Origin of the sequence: Micromonospora sp. WMMD754, assembly GCF_049315235.1 — a bacterium.
Classification (GTDB): Bacteria; Actinomycetota; Actinomycetes; order Mycobacteriales; family Micromonosporaceae; genus Micromonospora; species Micromonospora sediminicola.
The window spans coordinates 2,277,466-2,302,789 of the sequence record NZ_CP186058.1; the positions used below are offsets into that span (position 1 = coordinate 2,277,466).

The following is a 25,324-nucleotide window of genomic DNA, read 5'->3' on the forward strand; positions in this document are numbered from 1 at the left end:
ACACCCTGCTTTCTGGTCGAGGTCAGTTCCTCGACCGAGACAACCAGGGTGGGCGTGCGGCCGACAGGTGACGAAGCGGGGAGGGTTTCCTCCCCTGCGGTGTCCCGGTCAGCCGAGGCCGCGGTGTGCGGCCCAGAGCGCGGCGGCCCGGTCGGCCGCCGCCGCGACCAGCGCGGCCAACTCCGGCCGGTCGGGCACCCGGAACGACACGTACGCGCCGCGCCCGCCCGCCGTGGGCCGGCCGTACGCCTTCGCCGCGAGGCTCCCGTCCGGCAGCAGCCGGACGTTGAGCGTGGTCAGCGTGAACTCCTCGCCGCGCCGGGTGTCGGTCCAGCGCAACGCCTCCGGGACGGTCACGTTGATGGCCAGGGCGCTCACGTCGGGCGGGACGTCGCTGCTCATCCGGGCATCGTCGCACGGCCCGCCGCTCACCGGCGCAGTGTGTTCTCCCGGTTCATGTGCGACAGCTTCTCCGGGTTGCGCACCGCGTAGAGCCCGCTGATCCGGCCGTCGTCGAGGCGGACCGCCACGACCGTGTCCAGCTCGCCGTGGAGCCGGACGACGAGCGCCGGATAGCCGTTGACCTGTGCCGGTTCCATCGAGGCCACGGGTGCGACCCGGCCCCAGCCGCCGGCCAGCAGCCGGGCCACCTTGTCCACGCCGGTGACCGGGCGCGGGACGGCCTGCTTGATCCCGCCGCCGTCGCCGACCAGCACCACGTCCTCGGCGAGCACGGCGAGCAGCGACCGGAGGTCACCCGTCTCGACCGCCCGCCGGAACGCCTCCAGCGCGTCGCGGGTCTCGGCCGCCGAGACGGTCTGCCGGGGCCGGCGCGCCGCGACGTGGGCCCGGGCCCGGTGGGCGATCTGCCGGACCGTGGTCGGGCTCCGGTCGACCGTCGCGGCGATCTCGTCGTAGCCGACGTCGAAGACCTCCCGCAGCACGAACACGGCCCGCTCGGTCGGGGTGAGCGTCTCCAGCACGAGCAGCATCGCCATCGACACGCTGTCGGCCAGGGCCACGTCGTCGGCCACGTCGGGCGTGGTGAGCAGCGGCTCGGGCAGCCAGGACCCGACGTACGACTCCTTGCGGCGGCCCAGCGCGCGCAGCCGGGACAGCGCCTGGCGGGTGGTGATCCGCACCAGGTAGGCGCGCCGGTCGCGGACCTCGTCGAGGTCGACGCCGGCCCACCGCAGCCAGGTCTCCTGCACCACGTCCTCGGCGTCGGCGGCCGAGCCGAGCATCTCGTACGCGACGGTGAAGAGCAGGTTCCGGTGGGCGAGGAAGTCCTCGGTGGCCGGGTCCGCCATGGCTGGCTCCTTCGCTGCTCGGCTGCGTTCCCCACCAGACGCCGACCGAAGGCGCGGTGTGACGTCCCGTCGCTGTGTCGGTGGTCACCGGGCCACGCTGTCACGCCGGCGCGGCGGCCGGCATCTCGTGGTCGTCCGACACCACCCCAGCAGAGAGGTCGGAACGATGGAGACCCGAATCAACCTGTTCGAGAACGCGGTCGCGGCGAAGTTCATGAAGCGGTTCGCCAACGCGGGCCTGGTGCTCCAGCAGTCGCCGCTGCCGCACGCCGTCCAGGAGTTGGTGTCGCTGCGGGCCAGCCAGATCAACGGCTGCGGCTGGTGCATCGACATGCACGTCAAGGAGGCGGCGGCCGCCGGGGAGAGCGCGGTCCGGCTGCACCTGGTCGCCGCCTGGCGCGAGTCGACCGTCTTCACCGAGGCGGAGCGCGCGGCGCTGGCGTTCGCCGAGGAGGGCACCCGGCTCGCCGACGCCCACCAGGGGGTGTCCGACGAGACCTGGGCCCTGGTGCGCGAGCACTACGACGACGACCAGGTCGCGGCGTTGGTCTGCCTGGTCGGCCTGATCAACGCGGCGAACCGGTTCGCGGTGATCGTGCACCAGCGCGGCGGGGCGTACGAGGCGGGGATGTTCGCCGCGGCACTGGCCTGAGCGGCGGGATCGGCCGGCCCGGGAGGTCCCGGGCCGGCCTGCCGCGCGCTCACCGCAGGTCGTCGAAGAAGGCGCGGACGTCCGCGACGAACAGGTCCGGCACCTCCAGGGCGGCGAAGTGGCCTCCCCGGTCGAACTCGCTCCAGTGCCGGATCTGGTACGTCAGTTCGGCGAGCGGGCGGACGGACCGGGTGATGTCGTGCGGGAGGACGGCGACGCCCACCGGCGGCGGGCAGGGCGCGGGCGGTCCGCCGAGCGCGCTCTCCCGGACCAGTCGGGCCGACGACGCCGCGGTGCCGGTGAGCCAGTAGAGCGACACGTCGGTGAGGATGCGGTCCGCGCTGATGGTGGAACGTGGGTCGGCCCACTCGGTGAACTTCTCGGCGATCCAGGCGAGTTGGCCGGCGGGTGAGTCGTTCAGCGCGTACGACACGGTCTGCGGGCGGCTGGCGTAGAGGATCTGGTGCGGGTGCCGGTGCGTCATGAGGTGCCGGATCCGCGCCAGCCGGCCCCGGTCCTGTTCGGACAGGTCGCCCTCGCCCGTCCAGCCCGGCGGTGGGGGTGTGGGCAGGTAGGTGAGGTGCACGCCGACGACGTTGTCCGGGGCGATCCCGCCCAGGCGGGTGGAGATCACCGAGCCCCAGTCGCCGCCCTGGGCGCCGTACCGCCGGTAGCCGAGCCGGCGCATCAGCTCGGCCCAGGCGCGGGCGACGCGGGTGACGTCCCAGCCGCGTTCCCGGGTGGGGCCGGAGAAGCCGAAGCCCGGGATCGACGGGACGACCACGTGGAACTGCCGGGACAGCGGCCCGATCACGTCGAGGAACTCCACCACCGAGCCGGGCCAGCCGTGGGTGAGGATCAGCGGCAGCGCGTCCGGGTCGGCGGAGCGGACGTGCAGGAAGTGCACGTTCTGCCCGTCGATCTCGGTGGTGAACTGCGGGTACCGGTTCAGTTCGGCCTCGTGCGCACGCCAGTCGTACCCGGTGCGCCAGTGCTCGGCCAGCTCGCGTACCCGGGCCAGCGGGATGCCGTAGTCGGCGCCGGCGTCCGGCAGTTCGTCGGGCCAGCGGGTCCGGGCCAGGCGGTCGGCGAGGTCGTCGAGGTCGCGCTGGGGGATGTCGACTCGGAACGGCTTGATCATGATCTGCCCTTCGTTGGTCGTCCTAACGTTGGTGCGACCAACAGTATGGGTCCGCTTCGTTGGTTGCACCAACGTTTCTGGTTAGGCTGCTCACATGGACACTCCGGATCAGGACGTCGTGCCGGCCCGACTGGCCGGCCTGCCGAGTTGGCTGATCAGCCAGACCGCCGTCCGCGCCGGACGGATGGTGGGCGACGGGCTCGCCGCGGTGGACGCCCGCGGTTACCACTTCCGCCTGCTCGCCACACTGGACGAGTTCGGGGCGGCCAGTCAGGCGGCGCTCGGCCGCCGCAGCGGCATCCACGTCAGCGACGTGGTCGCGGCGCTCAACGAACTCGCCGACCGCGACTACGTGACCCGCGAGCCGGACCCGGCCGACCGGCGCCGCAACGTCGTCACCATCACCCCGGCCGGGCGGCGGCAGCTGCGGCGGTTGGAGACGCGGCTCGCGGTGGTGCAGGACGAACTGCTCGCGCCGCTCTCGCCGGAGGAGCGCGCGCAGTTGTCCCGGCTGCTCACCCGGGTGCTGCGCCACCACTCGGCCTGACCCCTACCGTTATCACTATCAATAGTGATAACGTTCCGCCATGGCGATGTCGAGGGAGCGGTGGGCCGAACTGGCCCTGCATCCGGTGCGGATCCGGATCCTGCGGGCGGTCGCCGGCACCCGGCTGACCACGCACGACCTGGTCGAGCTGCTGCCGGACGTGCCGCAGGCCACCCTCTACCGGCACCTGGCGACGCTGGTGAAGGCCGGGCTGCTCGACGTGGTCGAGGGGCGCAGGGTGCGCGGGGCCGTCGAACGGGTCTACGCGCTGCCCGCGCACGGCGCCACGCTCGACGCCGACGCCCTGGCCGCCGCCACGCCCGAGGACCACGAGCGCTACTTCACCGCGTTCGTGTCGAGCCTGCTCTCGGAGTTCTCCCGCTACCTGGCCCGGGATCGGGTGGACCTCGCCGCGGACGGCGCCGGCTACCAGCAGATCGTGCTCCACCTGACCGACGCCGAGCTGGGTGAGTTCGCGGCCGGGTTCAACGCGCTGGTCGGCCCGCTGCTCGGCAACCGGCCCGGCGACGGGCGGAAACCGCGCCTGCTGGCGACCGTCCTCATGCCCGCCGACCTGCCGCCGACCGGCACCGAAGACGCACCGGAGTCGGCGAACGACTCCGACCCGACGAAGGGGGACAGCTGATGGCCACCGTCATGCTCACCGGCGAGGTGATCGACGTCCGGTTCACCGGATGGGAGCGCGTCTGGACCGGGCGGGAGCGGTTCGTGCTGCCCGTCGGCGCGGTCCGGCACGTCGCCCCGGTGGGTGAGCCGGTCCGGCTGGCCCGCGGCGCCCGGCGCGGCTTCGTGGTGTCCGGCCTCGCCAAGATCGGTGTCTGGGGCCTGTTCGGCGGTCCCCGGCAGCTCGTGGCGGCCCGCCGCGGCGAACCCGGGTTGCACCTCGTGCTCGACCGCGCGGCGGCCGGCGGCGAGTTCGACGAGGTCGTGCTCTCCACTCCGGACGCACCGGCGCTCGCCGCCGCGATCGCGCGCGGGACGGCGGCGCGACCGTGAGCGGCGAACGGCTGGCGATCGAGGTGTCGCGCCTGACGAAGCGCTACGGCGACGCGACCGTCGTGCGGGACCTGACGTTCACCGTGGCACCCGGCGTGGTGACCGGATTCCTCGGTCCGAACGGCGCCGGCAAGACCACCACCATGCGGATGATGACCGGGCTGGTGTCGCCCACCAGCGGCACCGCCACGATCGGCGGGCTGCCGTACGCGCGACTGGCCGAGCCGGCGCGCACCGTCGGCGCGATGTTCGACGCCAACGCCTTCCATCCCGGCCACACCGCCCGCGACCACCTGCGGGTCTACGCCGCGATGAGCGGCTGCCCGGACGGTCGGGTCACCGAGCTGCTGGACCTGCTCGGCCTCACCGGGGCCGCCGACCGCCGTACCCGTGGGTTCTCCACCGGCATGCGGCAGCGGCTCAACCTCGCCACCGCGCTGCTCGGCGACCCCCGGGTCCTGCTGCTCGACGAACCGGGCAACGGGCTGGATCCGGCGGGCATGTCGTGGCTGCGCGACCTGCTGCGCCGACTCGCCGACGAGGGGCGCACCGTCCTGATCTCCAGCCACGTGCTCAGCGAGGTCCAGCAGCTCGTCGACGACCTGGTGGTGATCCGGCGGGGTGAACTCGTCGCCGCCGGCCCGCTGTCCCGGCTCGCCGGCCCGCCGACCGTGCTGGTCACCTCGCCCGACGCCGATGCGCTCGCCGCCGCCCTGCCCGCCGGCGCCGTCGAACCCGCCGGGCCCGGACAGCTCCGGGTACGCGGACTGGACGCGCCGGCCGTCGCCGACCTCGCGGCCGCCCACCGTCTCCGCGTCCACGAGCTGGTCGCCGCGCCCGCCGACCTCGAACGCCTCTTCCTGGACCTGACCAGCGACCCGGTGGCCGCCCGATGAGGCCCCTGATCAGAGCGGAGTCGCGCCGGTTGCTGGCGACCCGGATGTGGCGCGGGCTGCTGCTCGCCGCCGTACTGCTCGGCGGTGGACTGGTCGGCCTCATGGCGCTGGTGGGTCCGGAGAACTTCGACCCGCCCCTGCCCGGGCTGGACACCGAGGTCGGCCTCCGCTCGGTCCTCGGCATCCTCGGCTACACCGCGTTCGTGCCGGCCGCCGCCGGCACGCTCGCGGTCACGTCCGAGTACCGGCACGGCACCGCCGCCGTCACGTTCCTGTTCGCGCCGCGCCGCGGGCGCGTGCTCGCCGCCAAACTCGCCACCCACGCGGTCGTCGGCCTCGCCTACGGGATCGTTCTCGCCGGCTCCGCCGCGGTGGCGCTGTTCGCCGTCACGGCCGCCCGGGGCGTACCGCTCGGGCTGCCCGCGCCGACCGTGCTGGCGCTGCTCGCCCGGATCGGGATCGCGATGACGGTCTACCTGCTCATCGGCGTCGGCGTGGGCGCGCTCCTGCGCAACCAGGTCGCCGCCCTCGCCGCCGTGGTCGGCTACCTCTACCTCGGCGAGCCGGTGCTCATGATGATCCCCGGGGTCAGCGCGCTCTATCCGGTCCTGCCCGGTGGGGCGACCGCCGCGCTGACCGACTTCACCTACCTCGCCGACGCCATGTCCGACCAGACCGGCGGCGACGCCGTCCACCTCCTGCCGCCGCTCGGAGGAGCGCTGCTGCTGACCGCGTACGCGCTGGTTGCCGCGGCGGTGGCGGTGATCGTCCCGATGCGCCGGGACGTCACCTGACCGACCGGGCCGGGGGCACGCGGACGGCCCGGCCCGTCCTGACGCGTGGCGCTCGGGGGGCCGATCTCCGAAAGTTTCGGTGGCACTTCTCGATCCGGGTGCCGGTGCTGCCCGGGGCCCTTTTCGCGGGAACCCGCGTGGCCATCGACGTTGACCGATCACGGAGCCGCGAGTATCTTGCTGGGCAAGTTACCGGTACGTTTCCGAAAAGTTTCGGAGCCGGGGCCCCGAGAATCCTCGCGGCACCGGCTCCCGCACGGCAGGTACGCGGGCCCGCGTTTCCTCACGACCTTGCACATCCCCCGATATGCACAGGAGTGTCATGAAACGTCTACTGAAGCACGGCCGTTACCGTCTGGCTGCGGCCGCCGCCGCCGGCGCGCTGACCCTGGCCGGCGCGGCGCTGATCGTGCCGGGTCCGGCCCAGGCGGCGAGCACGCTGGGTGCGGCGGCGGCGCAGTCGGGCCGTTACTTCGGCACGGCGATCGCGGCGAGTCGGTTGAACGATTCGACGTACAGCACGATCGCGGGTCGTGAGTTCAACATGATCACGGCTGAGAACGAGATGAAGCCGGACGCGACGCAGCCGCAGCGGGGTCAGTTCAATTTCAGCTCCGGGGACCAGATCTACAACTGGGCGACGCAGCGTGGTCTGAAGGTGCGGGGTCACACGCTGGCGTGGCATGCGCAGCAGCCGGGGTGGATGCAGAGTCTGAGCGGTGGCAACCTGCGTCAGGCGATGATCGACCACATCAACGGGGTGATGGGTCACTACCGGGGCAAGTTGGCCGCGTGGGACGTGGTCAACGAGGCGTTCAACGAGGACGGCAGTCGCCGGCAGTCGAATCTGCAGGGCACGGGCAACGACTGGATCGAGGTGGCGTTCCGTACGGCGCGGGCGGCGGATCCGTCGGTGAAGCTGTGTTACAACGACTACAACATCGAGAACTGGTCGTACGGCAAGACGCAGGGTGTCTACCGGATGGTCCAGGACTTCAAGTCCCGTGGTGTGCCGATCGACTGTGTGGGGTTGCAGACCCACTTCACCGGCGGTAGTTCCCTGCCGGGCAACTTCCAGACCACGCTGTCGAGCTTCGCCGCGCTCGGTGTGGACGTGGCGCTGACCGAGGTCGACGTCACCAACGCCTCCACGTCCCAGTACGCGGGGCTGACGCAGGCGTGCCTGAACGTGCCGCGCTGCATCGGCATCACCGTGTGGGGCGTGCGCGACAGCGACTCCTGGCGCTCGAACGAGAACCCGCTGCTGTTCGACGGCGGAGGCAACAAGAAGGCCGCGTACACCTCGGTCCTCAACGCCCTCAACGCCGCCGGCCCGGCACCGACCGGCACCCCGACGGCGACGCCGACCTCCACGCCGACCACGCCGCCGCCGTCCGGCGGCGCCAACCGGATCCTCGGCAACCAGTCCGGCCGGTGCGTCGACGTGCCCAACGCGTCGCAGACCAACGGCACCCGCGTGCAGCTCTACGACTGCCACGGCCAGACCAACCAGCAGTGGACCTACACCGCCAGCCGGCAACTGACGATCTACGGCGGCAGCCGCTGCCTGGACGCCGCCGGCTCCGGCAACGGCGCAGCCGTCCAGATCTACAGCTGCAACGGCCAGACCAACCAGCAGTGGAACGTCAACTCCAACGGCACCATCACGGGCGTCCAGTCCGGCCGCTGCCTCGACGTCTGGGGCACCGGAAACGGGCAGCAGGTCCAGCTCTACGACTGCAACGGGCAGGCGAACCAGCGGTTCCAGCTCGTGCCCATCAGCTGACCCGACCGTCCATCGTGGGTGACGGGCAGACGGCGCGCGGCCGTCTGCCCGTCACTCCGCCAGCCACGAGTGGGCCTCGACCGACCACGGCTGGCCGGGGTCCTCCCGGTGGGCCACCTTGCCGAGCGGGAGGCCGGCCAACCCGGCCACGGCCGGGTCCCGCTCGGCGACGTGCTGGATGCACGTGACGACCACGGCATCCGGCTCGTTCGGGTCGTTCACGCCGTCGCCGACGATCCACGCGTTGTCGTCCGTGTGGATGATCTCCCGAGCCGGTTCCACGCCCTCCAGCACGGTTCGTTGCACGACCGCACCGAGCTGGTCCGGGAACCGGTCATCGGTGAAGGGAAAGGGCAGGGACCGGAACACCTCGTGCTGGTCGTCGTGCTCGTACGACTCGACTGCGTGATCGTCCACGGCGACACCCTAGACCCGACGTGGCCCGGCACCGGGCCGGAGTGTCGGTCGTCGTCACCAGGGTGCCGCCCGTGGAAGACGATGGTGGCGCCCTGCCGGTCGCGCTGGCGGAAGCTCACGAGGTCGGCTTCGACCACCGGGACGGGGACGGCGTCGACTTCGAGCCGTACGACCGGTTCCTGGACCCCGGCGAGACCGCCGAGTGGTGGCGGGCCTGGACCGGGAACGCGGCCCAGGACGGATCCGAGTTCCGGGTGTTCGGGCAGGACGGCACCGGTGGCCTGGCCGCGTTCTGGCTGGTGCGTGGCGGCGAGCCGATCGAACGCCAGCCGGTGGTGTTCCTCGGCTCGTAGGGCGAGACGTCCGTCGTGGCGCGGGACCTGTCTGCCTACCTGTGGCTGCTCGCCGACGGCTTCGGCCCCTGGGAGGCAACGGCGTACCCCGACCACGAGCATCAGCCCCGCGCGGACGCTCGCCTCGCCGCGATCGCCCAGCGGTGGGCGGCCAACCGCCGCGCCTCCGCCGAGGAGGTCATCGCGGCGGCGAGGGCGGAGTTCCCCGACTTCGACGAGATGATCGGCGGGCTCTGCCGCTAGGTGGCCCCACCTGACCAGGAGCGGGGCCACACCTCGAAGGCGCGAGTTGCGTACGAGTGGGCCCGCCCATCCGCTCACCAGTTCCGATTGGCGATCAGCCGTTCGGTGTCCGCGTCCGCGAACCCGTAGCTCGTCGCGACGACCCAGAAATCCTCGCCTATCGCTTCGCGCGCCACCGTCTCGATCTCGCTGCCGGCCGCCTCGAACTCCGCCTCCAACAGGTTGAACTCATCCGTCGCCGCGTCGGTCAACGCGTAGAGGGCCGCCAGGTCCTGCGGGCGCTCCGCCTCGATGCGCTGACACAACCGCAGCAGGATCGCGCGGCCCTTGTCGACGACGTGGCCCGGAAAGTAGCCGTCCGCGTACAACTCCTCCAGGAAGGCGTGCCGGGCCATCTGTCGGTTTGCGAGGGACGCGGTCATCTGTTCCTTCGGGGATTCCACGAACCGATCCTGCGACACGGGACCGACACTTCATCGCTTGGAGGCGGCCGGCCCGGACCGGCGGGCGCGGCTCCGCCACCGCGGGACACGGCGGACTCGGGGCCGGGGGACGTCAGGCCGGTGTCTGCGGCCAGGGCCGCAGCGCCTCCAACCGGGTGCCGAGCCGGCCGAGGAAGTCACGGAACCCCGCCTCGCCGTGCGGCGTGTCGATCTCGTCGGTCAACGGGCCGTCGTACCGCAGCGCCTGGACGATCGCGTCCGCGTACGCGTCGGGGCCGGCACCGAAGTAGCGCCGCTCGACCATCGCCGCGGCCATCTGGCCGGCGGTGTCATCATCCAGCTGGGGGGTGAACATCAACCCGTACAGGATCTGGTTGACGATGCCCTTCCAGTCGTCACTGGCCACTCGCAGACACCCTTTCCGATTCCGACAGTCAGTTCAGCCGGGTACGGCCGTCGAAGCCGAAGAGCGGAACGTTGTTGACGCCGTTGCGGCCCAGTTCGTCGGTGACCTGTCGCATGTGCTGCGGAGTCGGCTGGTAGTGCCCGCTCGCCGAGGTCACGTACTGCACCTTACCGTCGACCACCGCGATCTCCCCGGCCGCGGCGACCGGCTTGCCGTTGCCCAGCGTGGAGTGGTGGAACTTACCGACCTCCTGGTAGGTCGACGCGTAGATGTTGCCGCGCTCGTCCATCACGAAGATCGCCCGGCCCCCGTCCTGGCTCCAGTGCGTGCTGGCGTTGCGGGTGTCGAACGGCTGCCCGTCCCGGGCACTGCGCATGATGCCGTCCGAGTCGATGTAGACCCGGTGCTGCTCCAGTTGCGCCTCGTCGAGCCGGCGTACGGAGCTGGGTCGGAACGGGTTGCCCGGGTGGTCGCCCATGGTCTCGTACCGGTACTTGTCCAGCATCGGCTTGCCCTGGTAGCGGATGTCCCGCAGCGGCCCCGGCACCTTCGGCGGACGTCCCGGGCCACGGCCCGGCTTACGGGTGAACCGACGGAGCAGCGTCTTCGCGCGACGGAGCAGCCGGGGAATGATCTCGTTGACGACCCGGTCGATGACTTCCTTGATGATCCGGCGGATCGCGACCCGGGCCATGCCGATCGTCACCGGGATCTGCGCCAGCGACCCGCCCAGCGTGGGAGCGGCCGCCGCCAGAGCCATCGCGACCTGGACCACCACGATGATCAGCTGGACGATCGTGAGGATCTTCTGGGTCAGCGTGATCACGGCCATCACCAGCAGCGCGGCGGCGATCAGCTCGGCGGCCTCGGCGCCGTCCTCGATGCGCCGGGTCGGACCCTCCTCGCCCCGCCACATGGTGTCGAACGCGGTGACGTCCCGGCCCCGGTTGGCGACGCCGACCGTCGCGGCGCCGGCGTTCGCCTCGGCGCCCGCCGCGCGCAGCGTCCCGGCGAAGGCCGTCCACGCCTGGGCCGCCTCGACCAGCAGTTCCTCGTCGGCCTCGGGCCAGGTGAAGCCCACCCAGTTGAGGGCCTCGGCCAGCTCAGGTGGTAACTGCAGGCCCACCGGGCAACTCCAGTCCTTTGAAGAGGGCGGCGTTGTCCATGTCGGTGCGCTCGTGGTCGGCGGCGACCGTGTCGAGCCGCTCGGCCACGTCCACCAGCTGGTCGGCCGTCGAGGCGTACACGTCGAGGGCGTGCTGGAGCACCTCGGTGTAGGCCATCCCGAAGATGCTCCCGGCCTCGTCGCCACCCCACGGGTTGCCCGAACCGCTGACCGTGCCCTGGAGCCGCTGCACCTCGCCGGTGAGCCGCTCGCCGCCGCCCCGGATGGTCCGGGCCGCCGACCGCAGCGCGGCGACGTCGACCTCGATCCCGCCGGTCAACCGGTCACCGCCGATCGCGGTCGAGTCGGCGGACCATCGCGTCCAGGTCACCGATCATCCCGTCGAGCCCCCGCCAGGCCTGCTCGGCGACCCCCTCGAGCTGCCGGTGCAGCGCCGCCTGGTCGACCTCACCGCCGAGCGCCTCCTGGCGCTGCCGCCGCTCGTCGTCCTGGGCGGCGGTCACGGCCTCGACCACGTACTGGGCGATGGCCGTCGTGCCGGAGCGCAGCAGGGTCGGGTTGATCTCCAGCGACTCCAGCCGCCCGTAACCGCCGACGACCGCCTCGACCAGGCCGTCCCCGCCCGTGCCACGCCCGCGCAGCGGGGTCTCCTCGACCGGGGATGTGGGGTCCGCCGACCTGGTGGGCCCGGTCGCCTGGCCGAGCAGGCGCATGGCGGCCTCCAGGGAACGGCCGACCGCAGCATGGTCCGTACGCTCTTGATCCGCCATTCGCACCGCCCCGATCTCCGGCTCGACGAGCAATCCGGCGGATCTTACCGACGTGAACGTCCCGGCACGAGCCCGGCCGACATCCCACAATGGTCCGCGGCGTGGTCCGGGCGTATCACTTGTGGACACCGGGACGCCTGACTGGCCGACTGGGAAAGATCCGACGACTGGCCGACTCCTCCAGTGCGTCTTCGGCCGTCGTCCCATCCCGACCAGACGGGGAATTCATTGTTCAACCACAACGTGGGTACCGGGACCCTTCGCGTGCTGCGGGCGGGTCCCTCGCGACCGCTGTCGTCGCGTCACTGCTCACCGCTCTGCCCGGCGCGGCCACGGCCGCGCCGAATCCCGCCGACGTCGTCCTGGGCCTCACCACCGACCCGGGCGAGGTGGGACCGGCCGGCGGTCGCGTACGTCTCACCGTTTCGGCACGCAACGCGGGGGGGCTCCGACGCCACCGACACCACCCTCAAGCTGATCCTGCCGTCCGGTGCCACTCTCGACCTCGGTGACTCCCTCGGCGGCTGGACCTGCGACGCCACGGCCGCCAAGTGCAGGTACGGCACCCTCACGGCCGGCGCCGGCGTGTACACCACCTGGTGAGGTCAGGACTGACGGAGGCGTCGCTTGCGCCGTCGCTGACGGGCTCGACTACGGCCGGTCTCGGAAGTCGCGCGAGGACGGCGCACCACGGGCTTCGCCCTCAGCGGTCGTCCGGCAATCATGCAGGCCACGGCGGTCATGGTGAAGACCACGAGCCAGATAGGCACCGCGACAGAACCATCGACGTCGTCCGGCAGGCGGGGATCGACCAAGCCCTCCGGGTCCCGGATCACCGTGACCCGCGCGCCGACCTCGCCTTCGGGATTGTGGTTCGCGCCGATCTCCGCGCCCGGCCATGCCCCCAACTCGCCGGGAATGCGTGTCCCCTCCGGATCCACCAGTGCGTAGTAGAGGTGGCGCCCCTTCTCGGTGCCGTCGCGTACCTGCGTCACGGTGGCCTCGACCCGCTCGCCGCGCGCTTCGAGGACGGCGGTGTAGAAGCCCATCGTGCTGGCGAACATGAGCAGCCCGGACACGAGCCAGGCCAGGCACAGCAGGCCCATGCGCGGAGGTTGTGCGAAGGCCGTCACGAGCACCGCCGCCACCAAGGCGAGGCACCACACGATCGTGCCCGGCACGGCCGCCACGTCGGCGCGGATCCACGTGGTCGCGATCAGTGCACCGCCGAGTGACGACACGACGGTCAACATGGTCAGATACGCCGCACCGAGCCGATTCACCAGCCGGAGATCGCGAATCAGCACGAGCCGGAGTGTAGAGCGCCAGTACAACGCCTCACTGTGCGCGGATTCGCTTCGCCGGCCGCTGGATGGCGCAAGCGACCTGCCCCGCCGTACGCGATGTCATTCGAGGTTGGCGGAGATCAGGTGATCTGACGGAGGCCGCTGCCGTGGTCGAAGAACCGGCCGGGCGTGACCCCCATCAGCTCGGCCACCTGACGCTGGTTGACGTCCCGGCCAGATCTCGGCCGCAACTCCTTGATGTTGCTCGCGAACCCCGGAGAGTGAGTGTCGACCAGCGGACGTCCCAGGCTCGGACCGACCACGTCATGGAGTGGGCCGCCAGGGACTCGAACCCTGAACCTATGGATTAAAAGTCCACAGCTCTGCCATTGAGCTAGCGGCCCGCAGAGCACAGGCTACCCGAAGCGGATGAGCCGGGCGGGCATCGTACGCCCGGCCTCTCGATCTTGCCGACGCTGTCATCCAAGCCGCGCGGGGCCCTCCGGGCCGTGCGCGGACGGCTACGCTTCGGCCATGTCGAGCTGGCGGTGGCGCGACCGCGCGGCGACGGTGGCCCTGGTGCCGGCCGTCGCCCTGGTGGCCCTCCTCGGCCTGCTGGTGCAGGCGGACGGCCTCGACACCCCGACCGAACTGGTGGCGCTGCTGGTCGTGCTGGCCGCCGCCGGCGCGCTGTACGCCCGCCGGCGGTATCCGGTGGCGGTGGGGGTCGTGGCACTGGTCGCGGTCAGCGCCTACGGGGTGCTGCTGCACCGGCCCGGGCCGGTCATGCTCGTGTTCGTCGTCGCGTTGTACACGGTCGTCGACGAGGGGCACCTCGCCGTCGCGGTGGGGCTCGGCCTGGCCTCGGTCGTCTCCTTCGCCGTCGCCGACAGCTGGACCCGGACCGGCGCCGGGGGGAACGGCGCGACGCTGCTGCACGCCGGGTGGCTGGTCGCGGTGATCGTCGGGGTGACCCGTAACCGCCGGGCCTACCTGGCCGAGGTGCGGGCCCGGGTGCGCGCCGCCGAGCAGGGCAAGGAGGAGGAGGCCCGGCGCCGGGCCACCGAGGAGCGGCTGCGCATCGCCCGCGAGCTGCACGACCTGCTCGGTCACCATCTCTCGTCGATCAACGTGCAGGCGAGCGCGGCGCTGCACCGCCCGGATCCGGAACGGGCCGAGGCGGCGCTCACCGCGATCAAGCAGACGAGCAGGGAGACGCTGCGGGAGCTGAGGACGATGCTGGGGATCCTCCGTGCGGAGGCCACGCCGCCCGCCCCCGGGCTGGACCGCCTCTACGAGCTGGTCACCTCGGCCGGGCGGTGCGGGTTGGTGATCCGTACCGAGGTGGCCGAGACCCGGCCGCTGCCGTCGGAGGTGGACCTGACGGCGTACCGGATCGTCCAGGAGGCGCTGACGAACGTGACCCGGCACGCCGCCGCGACCAGCGCGACCGTCCGGGTCCGACCGGACCGCGACGACCTGCTGGTGGAGGTGGAGGACGACGGGGCCGGCGCCTCGGCCCCGCCCGGGAACGGGATCCTCGGCATGGGTGAGCGGGTCCGGGCGCTGGGCGGCTCGCTGACCACCGGTGCCGGGCCGGCCGGCGGTTTCCTGGTGCGTGCCCGCCTCCCGCTGCGGCCGGGCCCGCCGCCGGTCCGGGTGCCGGCGGCCCGGTCGGAACCGGAGGGCGCGGCGTGATCCGGGTGCTGCTCGCCGACGACCAGAACCTGGTCCGCGCGGGCTTCCGCTCCATTCTCGACGGCGAGGACGGCATCGAGGTGGTCGGCGAGGCCGCCGACGGCGCCGCCGCGGTGCGGCTGGCCCGGCAGCTGCGGCCGGACGTCGTCCTCATGGACATCCGGATGCCGCAGCTCGACGGCCTGGCCGCCACGCGGGAAATCACCGCGCGCGGTGACGGCCGGGTGGTCATCCTGACCACCTTCGACCTCGACGAGTACGTCTACGACGCGCTGCGGGCCGGGGCGAGCGGCTTCCTGGTCAAGGACACCGAGCCGGCGGAGCTGATCCACGGGGTGCGGGTGGTGGCGCGGGGCGACGCGCTCCTCGCGCCGGCGATCACCCGCCGGCTGATCGCGGAGTTCGCCGCCCGCGCCCGGCACCCGGAGCCGGGGCCACGGCTCAACGCGCTCACCGAACGGGAGCGTGAGGTGCTCGTCCTGGTCGCCGCCGGCCTGTCCAACGACGAGATCGCGGCCCGGCTGGTGCTGAGCCCGGCCACCGCGAAGACGCACGTCAGCCGGATCATGACCAAGACCCGGGTCCGGGACCGGGCGCAACTGGTGGTGCTCGCGTACGAGTCCGGGCTCACCGTGCCCGGCTGGCTCACGTCCTCCTGACCGTCGCGGTCAGGTGGTGCGGCGGGCCCGGGCCGACGCCCACCCACCCAGGCCCGTGCCGACGACCCCCAGCACCACGCCGACGATCGCCCCGGCCCGTCCCTGCCCGTTCCCGAACCCGTCCGAGGTCAGGGCCAGGTGCACGGCGCTGAGCACCAGGCCGACCAGCCCGGCCGCCAGCGCCAGCAGGGCCCGGCCACGCCCGCCCGAGGTCGGGCGGGCCACCGCCAGCCCGCCGATGATCGCGCCGGCCAGGCTCACCGCGGCGAACGTGGTGGCGCCGAACCGTCCGGAGCCGCCGATCCCACCCGCGGCGACCGAGACGTGCGCCGCGGCCGGGGCGGCGAATCCGAGCCCGCCGGCCAGGGCGGCGGTGGTGGCGGTGGCGAGCAGATGACGGACGGGCATCGGAACTCCCTCGGTCGGGGGCGACAGGTACAGGCGGCAGCGTATGGACGGGACCGGCCCCGGGTCGTCCTGCCGGAGTTGCCGATCGGGTTACCACGCTGGGCGTACCTTCCCGGTCGTCCGTACCCCGGCGGTTGTGGTCCGGACGAACCCCCGTCCGTGAGCGGTTGCTGTCCGCTTCAGCGGGTATCGCACCGCGTATGCGCATCGTGATCGTGGGGGCCACCGGCAACGTGGGGACCGCCGTGCTGCGTCGGCTGCGGCGGGAGGCGGGAGCGGAACTGGTCGGGGTGGCCCGCCGGCTGCCCGGGCCGGACGCCGGTGAGCCGTACGACGACGTGGAGTGGCACTCGTGCGACATCGGCGCGCCCGGTGCGGCCGACGAACTCGTGCGGATCTTCGCCGGGGCGCGGGCGGTGGTGCACCTGGCCTGGCAGATCCAGCCCAGCCACGACCGGCGCACGCTCTACCGGACCAATGTCGGCGGCAGCCGCGCGGTGATCGAGGCCGCCGTCCGGGCCGGCGTTCCCGCGCTGGTGTACGCCTCGTCGGTCGGCACCTACGCGCCCGGCCCGAAGGACCACCCGGTCAGCGAGAACTGGCCGGCGACCGGGGTGGAGACGTCGTCGTACAGCCGGGACAAGGCCGAGGTGGAGGCGCTGCTGGACGGTGTGGAGCGGGAGCACCCGGGGCTGCGCGTGGTCCGGCTGCGGCCGGGGCTGATCTTCCAGCGGGAGGCCGGCACGGAGATCAGCCGCTACTTCCTCGGCCCGCTGGTGCCGGTGCGGCTGCTCCGCTACGGCCGGATCCCGCTGGTCCCGTCGAACCGGCGACTGCGGATGCAGGCGGTGCACGCCGACGACGTCGCGGACGCGTACGCCCGGGCGGTCGTGGGCGACGCGCGCGGCGCGTTCAACGTGGCGGCCGACCCGGTGCTGACGCCGGAGCTGGTGGCCCGGCACTTCCACGGCTGGACCGTGCCGGTGGCGGTGCCGGTGCTGCGCGCGGCGGCGGCGGTGACGTGGCGGGCCCGGCTGCAACCGGTCGACACCGGTTGGGTCGACCTGGCGCTGAACGTGCCGCTGATGTCCAGCGGGCGCGCCGAGACCGAGCTGGGCTGGGAGCCCCGGGTCGACACCGTGACCGCCCTGCGGGACCTGATCGCCGGCATGTCCACGCGCGCCGGCACCGACGCCCCGCCCCTGTCCCCGGACCCCACTCTGCCGGGCCGCCCCGCCGCCCTCACCAGGGGCGACCTCCCCGGCCACCCCAACCCCTACTGACCGCCCCGCCCGGGGTCAGGAAAGGCGGGAGGAGGTGACGGTCGGGGGGCGGGCGCCGAGGAAGAAGATGCCGGGGAAGCCCTTCGTCTCGAAGCCCCGGCTGGGGTTCTTCCGCAGGGTGCTGCCCTCGATGGTCATCGTGCCGGTGCGGTTGTTGCTGACGAAGAAGACCGCGCCGCCGCCCTCGTTGGCGCTGTTGTTCTCGACGACCGTGCCGGCGAGCCGGACGGTGAACTCGTTGCCGTCGCAGTAGATCGCGCCGCCGCTGCCGCCGCCCGGGGTGCCGCCCCGGGCCGGGTTCGCGCCGGTGCCCACCGCCCGGTTGTCGCGGAAGACGCTGTTCAGCACCGTCCAGGAGACGCCGATGCTGCTCAGCGCCGCGCCGTTGGCGCACACCCCGCCGGTGAAGGTGCTGCTCACCACGTACACCGGCTTGTTCTCGAACTGGCTCAGCACCCGCACCGCGGCGCCGCCGAGGTCGGGGCCGGTGCGGTCGCAGCGGTTGTCGACGAACCGGGAGTTGACCACCTTGAGCCGACCGCCCCGGACGAAGATCGCGCCGCCCCCGCCGCCCTCGGCGGTGTCGCCGGTGGAGTTGCCGGCGGCGAACGTCAGGTTCTGCACGGTGAGCTGCGGGTGGTCCTGGTTCTGGCAGTGCGAGGTGGTCCAGCCCTGGGCCTGGTCGCAGGTGTTCATGTAGAGGATCCGCCGGCTGCCGCCGCCGCTCAGCGTGACCTTGCCGCCGCCGTCCAGCACCACGCGCGGGCCGTGCGAGTTCACCACCTTGGCGGTGGCCTTCATCGTGATGGTCACCGGCGCCGGACCGCAGTCGAAGGTGATCACACCGCCGGCCGCGACCGCCTTCACCACCGCCGCGGAGGTGCAGCTCGCCGGCGTACCGCTGCCGACCGTGCGGGTCGGGCGCGAGGTGTCCACCGCCCGCGCCTCGGCCGGTACGGCGGCACGCCCGTCCGGGTTGCCGGCGCGGAACGCGACGGGGGCCGTGCTGGGGCTCGGCGTGGCGCTGCCGAGGCCGGCCCGGGCGCTCGGCGAGGCGGCCGGGGCAGCGGCCGGACCGGTCGGTGCGCCGGAGCCGGTGGCGGCGGCCGGCGCGGGCGTGCCGCCCGGGTCGTCGCCGCCGCACGCGGGCAGCGTCGCGGTGGCCAGGGTGAGGGCGAGCAGGGAGACAGCGGACTTCACGCGCACCGCCCGATGCTAGGAGGCCGAGCCGTCCCGGCACGACTCCGCCGGCGATCCTTAACCCGCCGCTAAGCCGTCAGGCGTGCGAGAGGGCGAACGCCACCAGGAAGCCGAGCACGGTGATCAGGCCGACCAGCAGGTGGGCGTCCTCGAACGCCTCCGGCACCATGGTGTCGGTGATCATCGCCAGGATCGCGCCGGCCGCGAGCGCGGTGATGGTGGCCAGCACCTCGGGCGGGGCACTGCCGAGCAGCGTGTACCCGGCCAGCGACGCGGCGCCGGAGAGCAGCGCGATGGCGGTCCAGAGCCCGAAGACGTAGCGCCGGGTCCGCCCGGCCTGCCGCATGCCGGCCGCGCTGGACAGCCCCTCCGGCACGTTGCTGAGGAACACCGCGATCACCGTGACCAGGCTGACCGGGCCGCCGGCCAGCAGGCTCGCGCCGATCACCACCGACTCCGGTACGCCGTCGAGCAGCGCGCCGACCGCGATGGCCGACCCGGAGCCGGGCTGTTCCTGCTCGGACGGCTGCTCGTCGCCGGAGCGCTTGCGGTGCCGGGCACCGTGCCGGGCCAGCAGGACGTTCGCGCCGGTGTAGGCGAGCGCGCCGGCCGCCGCCCCGATCGCCACCGGCAGCAGCCCGCCCTGCTCGTGCGCCTCGTCGATCAGCTCGAACGACACGGCGGAGAGCAGCACGCCGGCGCCGAACGCCATCACCGACGCGGTCATCCGGCGCGGCACCCGCGCGAAGAACCCGACGGCCGCCCCGATCAACAGGGCGGACCCGGCGAGCAGGCCCCAGAATCCCGCTTGCAACCACTCCGGCACGGGCAGGACCCTACCCCCGGCCGGGCGCCGCCAACCGGGTCAGAAGTCGGCGAACAGGTAGGGCAGCTCACGGGGGAAGAGCCGGCGCAGCTCGACCGCGGCGTCCACCGGCACCTCGCCCAGCCCGCGCACGGCCACCTCGGCCGGGTCGAGCACCCCGTACGCCAGGGCGGACAGCCCGGCGGCGGTCAGCCGGGCGGCCGGCACGCTGCCCTCGGCGGCGGTCTCCGCCGGCAGCACCGCCAGCTTGCCGGTGGCGCCGTCGAGCAGGTGCCGGCCGGCGAGCCAGCGGTCACCGACCAGCTCGACGAGCGCCCGGCCGGCGCCGACCGGCTGGTCGGCGAGCGCGTCCAGGCTGAGCAGGCGGGCCATCGGCGCGGTCGGGTCGGGCCGCGACACCCGCGCCTCGACGTGCACGTCGAGGTCGGTGAGCCACAGCTCGGGCAGTTCGTCGGGCGGCAGCTGGACGCTGACCCGGGCCACCTGGTCGACGTGCCGGGCGAAGAACTGAAGCAGCGACGCCCGGGCGTACGGGTCGTCGAAGAGCAGGTCGTCGGCGATCAGCGTGCCGGCGTGGTCGTCGATCCGGTAGGTGACCGCGCCGACCGTCTCGCCGTCGCGCACCACGCTGGCCAGCCAGCGGTCGTCGCGGTCGCGCAGCCCGACCGCGCGGAAGTCCGGGAACACCGCGAACCCGTGCCGCTCCCGCAGGCACCGGTCGGTGTAGGCGCGCCACCGCGGGTAGCCCACGCCGATCCGCTCCCAGACCAGCTCGTCGGGCAGCTCGGCCCGCAGCAGCGGCGTCAGGTCCGCCGGGGCGAACACCGCGGTACGCCGCCGGGGCAGCCCGACGTAGCCGAAGCGCTCGTAGAACGAGGCGCGGAACGGGTGCAGGGCGGTGAGCTGGTGCCCCTCGTCCCGCATGCCGTCGAGGAGCTGGTGCATCAGCGTCCGGACGTGCCCGCGCCGGCGGGCCAGCGGGTGGGTGGCCACGCCCGCGACACCGGCCATCGGCAGCACCGCGCCGCGCAGGTTCTGCCGCATCGGGATCGCCGAGACCGCCGCCGTGGTGACGTCGTCCTCCTCCACCACGAGCGTGGTGTTTCCCGCGTTGTAGGGCAGGTAGGCGCGGAACTCGTCGGTCCGGGCCGCCGCCATGGGGGACGCCTCGAAGGCGTACGCCTGGAGCGGGAAGCTGGTGGTCAGTCGTTCCTCGGCGGCCAACCGGCGGATGCGCATCCGTTCATCCCAACCCGGGGCGGCGGGCGTCGCAACCCGAATCGGCGCGGATCAGGCCTCGGTGACGTCGGAGATGACCACGGTGACGTTGTCCGGCGCGCCGGCCTGGTGGGCCAGCTTCACCAACTGTTCGCCGCACTGCTGCCGGTCACCGTAGGTGGCGAGCGCCGCGGCGATGGCGGCGTCCTCCACGTAGTCGGAGAGGCCGTCGCTGCACAGCAGCAGCCGGTCGCCGGCGAACACGGTGAGCGCCCCGACCGCCGGTGGCGCGTCCGAGCCCTGCACGGCCCGGGTGACCAGCGAGCGCTGCGGGTGGTGCCGGGCCTGGTCGCGGGAGAGCGCGCCCTGGTCGACCAGCGCCTGCACGAACGTGTCGTCGCGGGTGAGCTGGGTCAGCTCGTGGTCGCGCAGCAGGTAGCACCGGGAGTCGCCGACCTGGGCGAGGACCAGCGTGTCCCCGGCGAGCAGGGCGGCGGTCAGCGTCGTGCCCATGCCGTCGCGGGCCGGGTCGACCGTGATGGCGGCGCGGATGCGCTGGTTGGCGGTGCTGACCACGGCGCGCAGCGCGTCGGCTGCCTCGTCGGCGCCGGTGGGCGGGGTCAGCTCGTCCAGGATGCGGATGACGATCTCGCTGGCCACCTCGCCGGCGGGCAGACCGCCCATGCCGTCGGCCACCGCCACCAGGCGGTCACCGGCGAGGGCGGAGTCCTCGTTGTTGGTCCGGACGAGGCCGACGTCGTTGAGGATGGCCGAGCGGAGGATGAGCGTCATGGGTCAAGCTTGCCAAGAAGACCGGCCCCGCGTCTGCACGCGTTGGCTGGTCGGCTGAAAGAAATGTCATCCGCTTGCATCCTGGGTATGCGTCAACTGTCCGGTGTGGACGGACGCGGATAGCGGAGCAGGAGGCTCGCCCGGACCTCGTCGTCGCCCACCGCCGCGTAGCTGTGCGGCACGTCGGAGGTCCAGCGCAGGTATTCGCCCGGCCCGGCGGTGGACGGGGCGTCCACCGGCCCGGCGCGGAGCACGCCGGAGAAGACCGTCACGTGTTCGGTGACCCCGGCCTGGTGCGCGGGGGAGAGCTGGGCCGGCCCCGGGCCGACCCGCATCCGGTACAGCTCATAGGTGGCGTCGCGGTCGTGGAAGACCTCCAGCAGCGTGGCGCCGACCGCGGCCCCGCGTACGGTCGGCGTCTGCTCGGGCGCGGACAGCACGGCGGTCAGCGGCACGCCGAGCTGCGCGGTGATCGCGTACAGGGTTTCCAGGGTGGGGTTGCGGACGCCGTTCTCCAGGCCGGAGAGCGTGGCCTTGCCGACGCCGGCCAGCCGGGCCAGCTCGGAGAGGGAGATCCCGCGTTCCATCCGGAGGGCGCGGATGCGCCGGCCGACGTCCATCGGGTTATCGTGCTACATCGCGTCGTTCCGTAAACGGAACACCCGGAGGGGGATGCATGGCCGGTCGACTCCAACCCGTCCTGGCCGGCGTGGTGACCGCCCTGGTCGGCTTCGCCAGCTCGTTCACCGTCGTCCTGGCCGGGCTGCGCGCGGTCGGCGCCGACCCGCGCCAGGCCGCCTCCGGCCTGCTCGCGCTCTGCGTGGCCAGCGGCGCCTGCGCGGTCTGGCTCGGCCTGCGCCACCGGCTGCCGCTCGCCATCGCCTGGTCCACGCCGGGCGCGGCGCTGCTGGTGGCCACCGGGCAGGTCCCCGGTGGCTGGCCCGCCGCGGTCGGCGCCTTCCTCCTCGCCGGCCTGCTGATCGTCGCGGCCGGGCTGATCCCCGCGCTCGGCCGCGCGGTCGCCGCCATCCCCGGGCCCATCGCCTCCGCCATGCTCGCCGGGGTGCTGCTGCCGCTCTGCACCGCGCCGGTACGCGCGCTGGTGGAGGTGCCCCGCCTGGCCGGGCCGGTGGTGCTCGTCTGGCTGCTGCTGCACCGGTTCGCCCGTCGCTGGGCGGTCCCCGGCGCGCTCGCCGTGGCCGTGGTGGCGATCGCGCTGACCACCTCCGGGCCGGCCCGGCTGGACGCGGCCCCGGTGGTCGCGCTGACCGCGCCGGCCTGGACGCTGCCCGCGGTCGTCGGCCTCGCGCTCCCGCTGTTCCTGGTCACCATGGCCGCGCAGAACGTACCCGGCGTCGCCGTGCTCGCCGGCTACGGCTACCGGGCCCCGCTGGGCTCCGCGCTGCGGGTGACCGGACTCGCCACCGCACTCGGCGCACCCGCCGGCGGCCACGCGGTGAACCTGGCCGCGATCACCGCCGCGCTCGCCGCCGGCCCGGACGCCCACCCCGACCCGGACCGGCGTTGGATCGCCTCGGTCACCGCCGGGATCGGCCTGGCGCTGCTCGGCCTGGGCGCCGGCGCGGCGACCGCGCTGGTGCTGCTCTCCCCGCCGGTGCTGGTCGAGGCGGTCGCCGGGCTCGCGCTGCTCGGCGCGCTGGCCGGAGCCGTCACGGCGGCGGTCGCCCAGCCGGACGCGCGGGAGGCGGGAGTGGTGACGTTCGTGGTCACCGCCTCCGGGGTGAGCCTGCTCGGGGTCGGTGGCGCGTTCTGGGGGCTGGTCGCGGGCTGCCTGATGCTGCTGCTCTTCCGCCGCCGCCCGGCCGGGGCGCGACCTGGCCGGACGCCGGCTGACGCGGCCGACGGCGAGGTCGTCCCCGTCCGCTCCGCCTGACGTGCGGCCGTCACTCCTCGGCGGGTAGCTCCGCGGCCGGGACGGTGAGGCGTACCGCGCCGTCGCTCACCCCGGCGATCCGGTCGGCCAGCACGTAGACCGCGCCGGTCGGGGTCAGCTCGGTGGAGACCTTGAGGTAGCCCTCGCGCAGCAGCCGGGCGGCCAGGTCGGCCGGCACCTCCGGCTCGTCGACGGCGGCCGACTCGATCAGCTCGTCGAGGCTGCCGCCCGGGTCGACCGGGGTGGGTGCCTGCACGGTCACCGCCGCCGGGTCACCGCGTTGGACGAGATCCACGGTGCCCACCTCGACGCCGGTGGCGTCGACCACCCGCATGCCGGTGGTGACCCGGGAGACGGTGTCCTGCTGCTGGCTCATGCAGGAGCGGTTCCCGGGGCGCGCGGGCGCTAAACGGATCGTGGGCGCGCCGGCCGCCGTCCCGTAGCGGTCGGGGCGGGGCGCTATCGGGGCTGTTCCGGGCGTGTCGGGGCTGATGGAAGAGGGTCGGGTGAAGCGATATACCTGAGAGTCATGATTATGACCCTCAGGTATATCGCCCTCGGGTGACCGTTCCTCTGGCGTGGTCACGCACGGTCACCGGCAGCGGACCTAGGTGGGCGGGGCCCAGCCGCCCGGCGGGCGGGGGGACAGCTCGCGCCAGGTGTCCGGCCCCTCCAGCAGCGCCCGGACCGTCTCCTCGGCCTCCTCCACGCTGGCGTGCTCGTAGAACCGGGAGACCCCCTCGGCGCCGCCGGCGCGCTGCTCCACGTGCCAGCGGTCGCCGTCCACCCGGAGGAAGACGTCCCGCCGGGCCAGCCGTCCCCACTTCCCGTTCCACCAGTGCCTGCGCTGCTCCATGCCGGGACTCTATCGAACATGTGTTCGATACACGTCGGCCCCCGCGGGATTCCCACGGGGGCCGATCGGCTATGCGTCAGCGCGGGGTCGGCGGCTCCTGCCGGCGGCCGAGCACGTCGTCCAGCGCGCCGCGCTGCGCGGGCGTGCCATGGCTGCCGGCGAGCAGCGCGTCCCGGATCTCGGTCAGCAGCTTCACCTCTTCGCTGGGCGCGGAGGGCGGGGGCTCCTCGCCGCGCTTGCGCCGCTCGGCGAGCCGGTTCATCGGGTAGACGACCAGGAAGTAGAGCGCCGCCGCGGTGAGCACGAACGTGATCGCCGCGTTGACGAACGCCACCCAGTCGAACGGGATGCCCCGGAACTTGGGCGTCGAGCCGCTGAGGCCGTCCTTGCTGCCGGTGATCAGTGCGATGAACACCCGTACCAGCGGTTCCAGGAACGACTTGGTCAGCTGGGTGACCACGCCGGTGAACGCGGCGCCGATGACGACGCCGACCGCCAGGTCGACGACGTTGCCGCGCATGATGAAGTCTTTGAAGCCCTTGAGCATCAGCTCTCCCGTGCTGTCCGAATCTCCGTCGGGGACAACCTATGCCCGGGAGGGTCCTTCGAGAAAAGCACCGGCCTCGATCGCCGCCCGCTGCGGATCGCCGGCCCGGATCGCCTCCACCAGTCGACCGTGGTCGACGTACCGCTCGGGGGTCAGCGCGGTGCCCATGGCCTGGGCGACGGTGCTGCGCAGCGCGGCGCCGACCGAGGCGTAGAGCTCGGCGAGCATGGCGTTGTGCGCGGCGGCCACCACCACGGTGTGCAGCGCGGCGTCGGCCTCGACGAACTCGTCCACCCGGCCGGAGCGCCACGCGGCCTCCCGGTCGGCGAGCGCGCCGTCGAGCGCCGCCAGGTCGGCCGGGGTACGCCGCAGCGCGGCGAGCCGGGCGGCCTCCACCTCGAACGCGCGCCGGACCTCGATCACCTCGGCCATCCGGTCGTCGGTGAGGCGACGGGCCACCACCGGGGCCAGTTCGTCGGTCGACACCACGTAGGTGCCGGAGCCCTGCCGGCACTCCAGCACCCCGGCGTGCACCAGCGCGCGGACCGCCTCGCGGACCGTGTTGCGCCCGACGCCGAGCGCGGCAACCAGTTGCGGCTCGGTGGGGATCCGCCCACCCACCGGCCACTCGCCACCCAGGATCCGCTCCCGGAGCTGCTCGATGGTCTGCCGGACCCGGTGACCGCGCGGTGGCACGGCGACGGAATCCACGGCGGGTGTCACCGGTTACACCTCCTGCCGAAATTCATCCCATGA

Annotated in this window: 33 protein-coding genes and 1 tRNA gene; 13 read left to right on the forward strand and 21 right to left on the reverse strand. The window is 73.2% G+C overall.

Translation table 11 applies throughout. The features are described from left to right. Window positions 1-108: 108 nt before the first annotated feature. The gene (locus tag ACN27B_RS11050; RefSeq protein WP_099163018.1) at window positions 109-402 is read right to left on the reverse strand and encodes a hypothetical protein; all 294 of its coding nucleotides are present in this window, start codon (window positions 400-402) and stop codon (window positions 109-111) included. 26 nt (window positions 403-428) lie between these two features. Next, a complete protein-coding gene (locus ACN27B_RS11055; RefSeq protein ID WP_422744792.1) occupies window positions 429-1,310 on the reverse strand; it encodes an RNA polymerase sigma-70 factor in 882 nt (293 codons plus the stop codon). Between the two features lie 166 nt (window positions 1,311-1,476). Here ACN27B_RS11055 and ACN27B_RS11060 point away from each other — a divergent pair, with 166 nt between their 5' ends. Further along, window positions 1,477-1,962, forward strand: a complete 486-nt coding sequence (locus ACN27B_RS11060) for a carboxymuconolactone decarboxylase family protein (RefSeq protein ID WP_422744794.1) — start codon at window positions 1,477-1,479, stop codon at window positions 1,960-1,962. A gap of 49 nt (window positions 1,963-2,011) precedes the next feature. On the opposite strand, the gene ACN27B_RS11065 is transcribed toward ACN27B_RS11060, so the two are convergent. Next, window positions 2,012-3,103 carry an epoxide hydrolase family protein gene (locus tag ACN27B_RS11065; protein WP_357627484.1) on the reverse strand — a complete coding sequence of 364 codons (1,092 nt, stop codon included), beginning with the start codon at window positions 3,101-3,103 and terminating at the stop codon, window positions 2,012-2,014. Window positions 3,104-3,197: 94 nt separating this feature from the next. Here ACN27B_RS11065 and ACN27B_RS11070 point away from each other — a divergent pair, with 94 nt between their 5' ends. The 6 genes from ACN27B_RS11070 to ACN27B_RS11095 all read left to right on the forward strand — a co-directional run bounded on the left by ACN27B_RS11070 (window position 3,198) and on the right by ACN27B_RS11095 (window position 8,143). Then, window positions 3,198-3,650, forward strand: a complete 453-nt coding sequence (locus ACN27B_RS11070; protein ID WP_422744796.1) for a MarR family winged helix-turn-helix transcriptional regulator — start codon at window positions 3,198-3,200, stop codon at window positions 3,648-3,650. A 40-nt stretch (window positions 3,651-3,690) separates the two neighbouring features. Beyond that, window positions 3,691-4,296, forward strand: a complete 606-nt coding sequence (locus tag ACN27B_RS11075) for a helix-turn-helix domain-containing protein (RefSeq protein ID WP_172967871.1) — start codon at window positions 3,691-3,693, stop codon at window positions 4,294-4,296. After that, window positions 4,296-4,667, forward strand: a complete 372-nt coding sequence (locus ACN27B_RS11080; RefSeq protein WP_422744798.1) for a hypothetical protein — start codon at window positions 4,296-4,298, stop codon at window positions 4,665-4,667. The genes ACN27B_RS11075 and ACN27B_RS11080 overlap by 1 nt, the downstream gene beginning before the upstream one ends. Continuing rightward, window positions 4,664-5,563, forward strand: a complete 900-nt coding sequence (locus ACN27B_RS11085; RefSeq protein ID WP_422744800.1) for an ABC transporter ATP-binding protein — start codon at window positions 4,664-4,666, stop codon at window positions 5,561-5,563. The genes ACN27B_RS11080 and ACN27B_RS11085 overlap by 4 nt, the downstream gene beginning before the upstream one ends. Then, entirely contained in the window at window positions 5,560-6,357 is a 798-nt protein-coding gene (locus ACN27B_RS11090) for an ABC transporter permease subunit (protein WP_099163012.1), read from the forward strand. Before ACN27B_RS11085 ends, ACN27B_RS11090 begins: the two co-directional genes overlap by 4 nt. A 322-nt stretch (window positions 6,358-6,679) precedes the next feature. Further along, on the forward strand, window positions 6,680-8,143 hold the full coding sequence (locus ACN27B_RS11095; protein WP_422744802.1) for an endo-1,4-beta-xylanase: 1,464 nt from the start codon (window positions 6,680-6,682) through the stop codon (window positions 8,141-8,143). Window positions 8,144-8,194: 51 nt separating this feature from the next. On the opposite strand, the gene ACN27B_RS11100 is transcribed toward ACN27B_RS11095, so the two are convergent. Continuing rightward, window positions 8,195-8,560: a hypothetical protein gene (locus tag ACN27B_RS11100; protein WP_422744804.1), complete on the reverse strand. Its 366-nt coding sequence runs from the start codon at window positions 8,558-8,560 to the stop codon at window positions 8,195-8,197. Between the two features lie 71 nt (window positions 8,561-8,631). Between ACN27B_RS11100 and ACN27B_RS11105 the strand changes: the two genes are divergently transcribed. After that, window positions 8,632-8,913 (forward strand): hypothetical protein, encoded by a 282-nt coding sequence (locus ACN27B_RS11105; RefSeq protein ID WP_422744806.1) that lies wholly within the window; start codon window positions 8,632-8,634, stop codon window positions 8,911-8,913. A 15-nt stretch (window positions 8,914-8,928) separates the two neighbouring features. After that, entirely contained in the window at window positions 8,929-9,156 is a 228-nt protein-coding gene (locus tag ACN27B_RS11110) for a hypothetical protein (RefSeq protein ID WP_422744808.1), read from the forward strand. 74 nt (window positions 9,157-9,230) lie between these two features. Here ACN27B_RS11110 and ACN27B_RS11115 read toward each other — a convergent pair whose 3' ends face one another. From ACN27B_RS11115 to ACN27B_RS11145, 7 genes are all read right to left on the reverse strand, one after another. Further along, window positions 9,231-9,599, reverse strand: a complete 369-nt coding sequence (locus ACN27B_RS11115; RefSeq protein WP_422744810.1) for a DUF5713 family protein — start codon at window positions 9,597-9,599, stop codon at window positions 9,231-9,233. 112 nt (window positions 9,600-9,711) lie between these two features. Continuing rightward, complete coding sequence (locus tag ACN27B_RS11120) at window positions 9,712-10,005, reverse strand: hypothetical protein (RefSeq protein ID WP_091565469.1); 294 nt, start codon at window positions 10,003-10,005, stop codon at window positions 9,712-9,714. 28 nt (window positions 10,006-10,033) lie between these two features. Further along, window positions 10,034-11,131 carry a hypothetical protein gene (locus ACN27B_RS11125; protein ID WP_422744812.1) on the reverse strand — a complete coding sequence of 366 codons (1,098 nt, stop codon included), beginning with the start codon at window positions 11,129-11,131 and terminating at the stop codon, window positions 10,034-10,036. Beyond that, window positions 11,109-11,501 (reverse strand): WXG100 family type VII secretion target, encoded by a 393-nt coding sequence (locus tag ACN27B_RS11130; protein WP_422744814.1) that lies wholly within the window; start codon window positions 11,499-11,501, stop codon window positions 11,109-11,111. The genes ACN27B_RS11125 and ACN27B_RS11130 overlap by 23 nt, the downstream gene beginning before the upstream one ends. Beyond that, window positions 11,455-11,844: a YbaB/EbfC family nucleoid-associated protein gene (locus ACN27B_RS11135; RefSeq protein ID WP_422744816.1), complete on the reverse strand. Its 390-nt coding sequence runs from the start codon at window positions 11,842-11,844 to the stop codon at window positions 11,455-11,457. The genes ACN27B_RS11130 and ACN27B_RS11135 overlap by 47 nt, the downstream gene beginning before the upstream one ends. A gap of 662 nt (window positions 11,845-12,506) precedes the next feature. Further along, complete coding sequence (locus ACN27B_RS11140; protein WP_422744818.1) at window positions 12,507-13,208, reverse strand: hypothetical protein; 702 nt, start codon at window positions 13,206-13,208, stop codon at window positions 12,507-12,509. Window positions 13,209-13,519: 311 nt separating this feature from the next. Then, a tRNA-Lys gene (locus tag ACN27B_RS11145) sits at window positions 13,520-13,591 on the reverse strand. Window positions 13,592-13,721: 130 nt separating this feature from the next. Between ACN27B_RS11145 and ACN27B_RS11150 the strand changes: the two genes are divergently transcribed. Beyond that, a complete protein-coding gene (locus ACN27B_RS11150) occupies window positions 13,722-14,885 on the forward strand; it encodes a sensor histidine kinase (protein ID WP_422744820.1) in 1,164 nt (387 codons plus the stop codon). After that, window positions 14,882-15,544, forward strand: coding sequence for a response regulator (locus ACN27B_RS11155; protein ID WP_396820930.1), 663 nt, complete (start codon window positions 14,882-14,884; stop codon window positions 15,542-15,544). The genes ACN27B_RS11150 and ACN27B_RS11155 overlap by 4 nt, the downstream gene beginning before the upstream one ends. A 9-nt stretch (window positions 15,545-15,553) precedes the next feature. On the opposite strand, the gene ACN27B_RS11160 is transcribed toward ACN27B_RS11155, so the two are convergent. Continuing rightward, window positions 15,554-15,952: a DUF6223 family protein gene (locus ACN27B_RS11160; protein ID WP_355517162.1), complete on the reverse strand. Its 399-nt coding sequence runs from the start codon at window positions 15,950-15,952 to the stop codon at window positions 15,554-15,556. Between the two features lie 200 nt (window positions 15,953-16,152). Here ACN27B_RS11160 and ACN27B_RS11165 point away from each other — a divergent pair, with 200 nt between their 5' ends. Then, window positions 16,153-17,235, forward strand: a complete 1,083-nt coding sequence (locus ACN27B_RS11165; RefSeq protein WP_099162986.1) for an NAD-dependent epimerase/dehydratase family protein — start codon at window positions 16,153-16,155, stop codon at window positions 17,233-17,235. A gap of 15 nt (window positions 17,236-17,250) precedes the next feature. Here the strand turns inward: ACN27B_RS11165 and ACN27B_RS11170 are convergent, their stop codons facing one another. The 5 genes from ACN27B_RS11170 to ACN27B_RS11190 form a co-directional block, all read right to left on the reverse strand. Beyond that, window positions 17,251-18,435 (reverse strand): hypothetical protein, encoded by a 1,185-nt coding sequence (locus ACN27B_RS11170; protein WP_099164825.1) that lies wholly within the window; start codon window positions 18,433-18,435, stop codon window positions 17,251-17,253. Window positions 18,436-18,511: 76 nt separating this feature from the next. Beyond that, a complete protein-coding gene (locus ACN27B_RS11175; RefSeq protein ID WP_422744823.1) occupies window positions 18,512-19,261 on the reverse strand; it encodes a ZIP family metal transporter in 750 nt (249 codons plus the stop codon). Between the two features lie 39 nt (window positions 19,262-19,300). After that, window positions 19,301-20,500, reverse strand: coding sequence for a GNAT family N-acetyltransferase (locus ACN27B_RS11180; RefSeq protein WP_422744825.1), 1,200 nt, complete (start codon window positions 20,498-20,500; stop codon window positions 19,301-19,303). A 51-nt stretch (window positions 20,501-20,551) separates the two neighbouring features. After that, the gene (locus ACN27B_RS11185; protein ID WP_099162983.1) at window positions 20,552-21,271 is read right to left on the reverse strand and encodes a PP2C family protein-serine/threonine phosphatase; all 720 of its coding nucleotides are present in this window, start codon (window positions 21,269-21,271) and stop codon (window positions 20,552-20,554) included. 92 nt (window positions 21,272-21,363) lie between these two features. Continuing rightward, entirely contained in the window at window positions 21,364-21,891 is a 528-nt protein-coding gene (locus ACN27B_RS11190; RefSeq protein WP_422744828.1) for a helix-turn-helix domain-containing protein, read from the reverse strand. Window positions 21,892-21,947: 56 nt separating this feature from the next. On the opposite strand from ACN27B_RS11190, the gene ACN27B_RS11195 reads away from it, so the two are divergent. Further along, window positions 21,948-23,165: a benzoate/H(+) symporter BenE family transporter gene (locus ACN27B_RS11195; protein ID WP_099162981.1), complete on the forward strand. Its 1,218-nt coding sequence runs from the start codon at window positions 21,948-21,950 to the stop codon at window positions 23,163-23,165. 10 nt (window positions 23,166-23,175) lie between these two features. Here the strand turns inward: ACN27B_RS11195 and ACN27B_RS11200 are convergent, their stop codons facing one another. From ACN27B_RS11200 to ACN27B_RS11215, 4 genes are all read right to left on the reverse strand, one after another. Then, on the reverse strand, window positions 23,176-23,541 hold the full coding sequence (locus ACN27B_RS11200; protein ID WP_099162980.1) for a hypothetical protein: 366 nt from the start codon (window positions 23,539-23,541) through the stop codon (window positions 23,176-23,178). A 231-nt stretch (window positions 23,542-23,772) separates the two neighbouring features. Continuing rightward, window positions 23,773-24,021 (reverse strand): hypothetical protein, encoded by a 249-nt coding sequence (locus ACN27B_RS11205; protein WP_099162979.1) that lies wholly within the window; start codon window positions 24,019-24,021, stop codon window positions 23,773-23,775. 76 nt (window positions 24,022-24,097) lie between these two features. Continuing rightward, window positions 24,098-24,568: a large conductance mechanosensitive channel protein MscL gene (gene mscL / locus ACN27B_RS11210; RefSeq protein WP_099162978.1), complete on the reverse strand. Its 471-nt coding sequence runs from the start codon at window positions 24,566-24,568 to the stop codon at window positions 24,098-24,100. A 39-nt stretch (window positions 24,569-24,607) separates the two neighbouring features. Beyond that, entirely contained in the window at window positions 24,608-25,291 is a 684-nt protein-coding gene (locus ACN27B_RS11215; RefSeq protein ID WP_422744831.1) for a FadR/GntR family transcriptional regulator, read from the reverse strand. Window positions 25,292-25,324 lie beyond the last annotated feature (33 nt).

Bases quoted from the DNA above. Each gene is read 5' to 3' on its own strand.
- ACN27B_RS11050 (WP_099163018.1), bottom strand. From the start codon at position 402: ATGAGCAGCGACGTCCCGCCCGACGTGAGCGCCCTGGCCATCAACGTG.
- ACN27B_RS11055 (WP_422744792.1), bottom strand. From the start codon at position 1,310: ATGGCGGACCCGGCCACCGAGGACTTCCTCGCCCACCGGAACCTGCTC.
- ACN27B_RS11060 (WP_422744794.1), top strand. From the start codon at position 1,477: ATGGAGACCCGAATCAACCTGTTCGAGAACGCGGTCGCGGCGAAGTTC.
- ACN27B_RS11065 (WP_357627484.1), bottom strand. From the start codon at position 3,103: ATGATCAAGCCGTTCCGAGTCGACATCCCCCAGCGCGACCTCGACGAC.
- ACN27B_RS11070 (WP_422744796.1), top strand. From the start codon at position 3,198: ATGGACACTCCGGATCAGGACGTCGTGCCGGCCCGACTGGCCGGCCTG.
- ACN27B_RS11075 (WP_172967871.1), top strand. From the start codon at position 3,691: ATGGCGATGTCGAGGGAGCGGTGGGCCGAACTGGCCCTGCATCCGGTG.
- ACN27B_RS11080 (WP_422744798.1), top strand. From the start codon at position 4,296: ATGGCCACCGTCATGCTCACCGGCGAGGTGATCGACGTCCGGTTCACC.
- ACN27B_RS11090 (WP_099163012.1), top strand. From the start codon at position 5,560: ATGAGGCCCCTGATCAGAGCGGAGTCGCGCCGGTTGCTGGCGACCCGG.
- ACN27B_RS11095 (WP_422744802.1), top strand. From the start codon at position 6,680: ATGAAACGTCTACTGAAGCACGGCCGTTACCGTCTGGCTGCGGCCGCC.
- ACN27B_RS11135 (WP_422744816.1), bottom strand. From the start codon at position 11,844: ATGCGCCTGCTCGGCCAGGCGACCGGGCCCACCAGGTCGGCGGACCCC.
- ACN27B_RS11150 (WP_422744820.1), top strand. From the start codon at position 13,722: ATGTCGAGCTGGCGGTGGCGCGACCGCGCGGCGACGGTGGCCCTGGTG.
- ACN27B_RS11160 (WP_355517162.1), bottom strand. From the start codon at position 15,952: ATGCCCGTCCGTCATCTGCTCGCCACCGCCACCACCGCCGCCCTGGCC.
- ACN27B_RS11165 (WP_099162986.1), top strand. From the start codon at position 16,153: ATGCGCATCGTGATCGTGGGGGCCACCGGCAACGTGGGGACCGCCGTG.
- ACN27B_RS11180 (WP_422744825.1), bottom strand. From the start codon at position 20,500: ATGCGCATCCGCCGGTTGGCCGCCGAGGAACGACTGACCACCAGCTTC.
- ACN27B_RS11185 (WP_099162983.1), bottom strand. From the start codon at position 21,271: ATGACGCTCATCCTCCGCTCGGCCATCCTCAACGACGTCGGCCTCGTC.
- ACN27B_RS11190 (WP_422744828.1), bottom strand. From the start codon at position 21,891: ATGGACGTCGGCCGGCGCATCCGCGCCCTCCGGATGGAACGCGGGATC.
- ACN27B_RS11195 (WP_099162981.1), top strand. From the start codon at position 21,948: ATGGCCGGTCGACTCCAACCCGTCCTGGCCGGCGTGGTGACCGCCCTG.
- ACN27B_RS11200 (WP_099162980.1), bottom strand. From the start codon at position 23,541: ATGAGCCAGCAGCAGGACACCGTCTCCCGGGTCACCACCGGCATGCGG.
- ACN27B_RS11205 (WP_099162979.1), bottom strand. From the start codon at position 24,021: ATGGAGCAGCGCAGGCACTGGTGGAACGGGAAGTGGGGACGGCTGGCC.
- mscL (WP_099162978.1), bottom strand. From the start codon at position 24,568: ATGCTCAAGGGCTTCAAAGACTTCATCATGCGCGGCAACGTCGTCGAC.